The organism is Cuspidothrix issatschenkoi CHARLIE-1 (assembly GCF_002934005.1).
Taxonomy (GTDB): Bacteria; Cyanobacteriota; Cyanobacteriia; order Cyanobacteriales; family Nostocaceae; genus Cuspidothrix; species Cuspidothrix issatschenkoi.
In genome coordinates this window covers 1-1,826 of sequence record NZ_PGEM01000243.1, presented here as the reverse complement: position 1 = coordinate 1,826, position 1,826 = coordinate 1, and the positions used below count along the sequence as shown (strand labels likewise).

General features: G+C 30.7%; 2 protein-coding genes. Both read right to left on the bottom strand.

What is annotated here, in order from left to right; all coding sequences use genetic code 11:
* A partial coding sequence (locus tag CUN59_RS23070) for a protein rep (RefSeq protein WP_104389618.1) occupies positions 1 to 862 on the bottom strand: 862 nt, incomplete at its 3' end.
* A gap of 387 nt (positions 863 to 1,249) precedes the next feature.
* Positions 1,250 to 1,405, bottom strand: a complete 156-nt coding sequence (locus CUN59_RS23065; protein ID WP_104389617.1) for a beta-class phenol-soluble modulin — start codon at positions 1,403 to 1,405, stop codon at positions 1,250 to 1,252.
* Positions 1,406 to 1,826: the final 421 nt, after the last annotated feature.

Below are 1,826 nucleotides of genomic sequence, written 5' to 3'. Positions count from 1 at the left end.
CAAAAATTTCACTCGCTAAATATTCATTTTTATTCCACATGTAAAAAATCTGATACACGTATTCAGTTGGATCAATTTCTTTAAGATAATCTAAATCGCCATCTTTCAATTTTTTACGTGCTTCTTTAAACAATCCAGAATAAACAAGTACCTGTTTTCCTTTCAACGATTTATAATACGTATCAAATACTTTTTGATTCGATAGATAATCGCTATCTTTCCCCGTGTATTTAGCCTGGATTTCATACGATGTGCTTTTTCGATTGTTCTGTTTTACACGTTGAACATGAACCTGTGTAATATCTGGATTTCCTGTTACATCACGCCATAAATCTAACCATTCTTGTTGGCTAATATAATATCTTTTATCTGTGAAATACGATTTATTCACTGCAATTAACACATGAAAATGAGGATGATAATCGTCACGTTCCGCATTATACGTTACTTCCAGTTTACGAACATAACCTTTCGCAATAGATTTAAAATGCTTACGATTACTTAATCGTCTAAATGATTCATTATAATGCTTTATCTCACTTTCTAAATGCTCAGCTGTAACATTTGGGGTCGTAAGTGTTAAAAATATAAATGATTTTGACTCCTCTTGTTTTACATATTGCATCATCAATGATAAACCTAACGCATCTTTTCTCGCTTTTCGCCATGCACATACAGGACAAAATCGATTTTTACATAAATTAGATTTATGCAATTTCTGTTTCTCTAATGTTTTATCTGCCACAAAACTCAAGAATGTATTGCACTCCCTTATCAAATCCATTTGTCCTTCTTTCACATGTCGTTTGATAAATTTTTGAAATACTTGATTTCTTTGTTTTTTCTCTGTATACTTTTCCATGTTATAACACATAAAAACAACTTTGTTTTCTCAAACATTATATATAAAAAAGTTGCTTTTTCTCCTTTCTTGTAAAGTTTTTGTTTGGTCACTATAAACTCTACTATACTAGGTATGAAAAAGCAACTTTTTTTGTGCTTGAAGCCAGATATGACAACGGATTTAAGGTTGTTAGGTTCGCTTGTAATAGTTACCTATAGTATCAAGATAAGAAAAGACTCGTTTCACTCGTCTTAAAAACCACAAAAAAACACTCAAAATGATTATTTTTTTATTACTAAATTTAAAAGATATAACAGCAAATAAAAAAACCATCGAAAAACAAAAAAGAGATTAATCAACGATTAGTTGATTAATCTCTTTATATGTAATGAGTGAAGATACCTATTACATATAACCAAGTGCTTTAGCAATATCTTCTGCTATACTAACACCGTTAACCACAATATTACCGATTGATTTAGCTAATTCAGCATAATCTCCAGATTGTCCTGCTGAAACTGCATTAGAGATAGCTTCGACTAATTTTGAAACGTATTCCATGAAAATAAAACTCCCTACATATAGAATTATTACCACCTCAAAATAACATATCTCATCATAAATTACTTCTAAAATTTAAAAATTTACAACATCTTAATAATTAATTGCATTATTCCAATTGCTTTATTGATGTTGAGCCTCAGAACGCTTAACAATCCCTGAAACTGTCGACTCGTCGGCTTAATAGCTCACGCTATGCCGACATTCGTCTTCAAGTTTAGTTAAGGGTTCTTCTCAACATCAATAAATTTTCTCGGCATAAATGCGTGTGGTATGCTCAATACAGTGCTCCTTTTAATTGCACACCATTATAATTATTCTCCGGCTACTCAAAAATGAGTAGTCGTTTTATTTTGCATTTTAAACCCTTTCTAGGACATTTTATTATTCCACGTATAAAAAAATGCCTAAAAACTTTTTT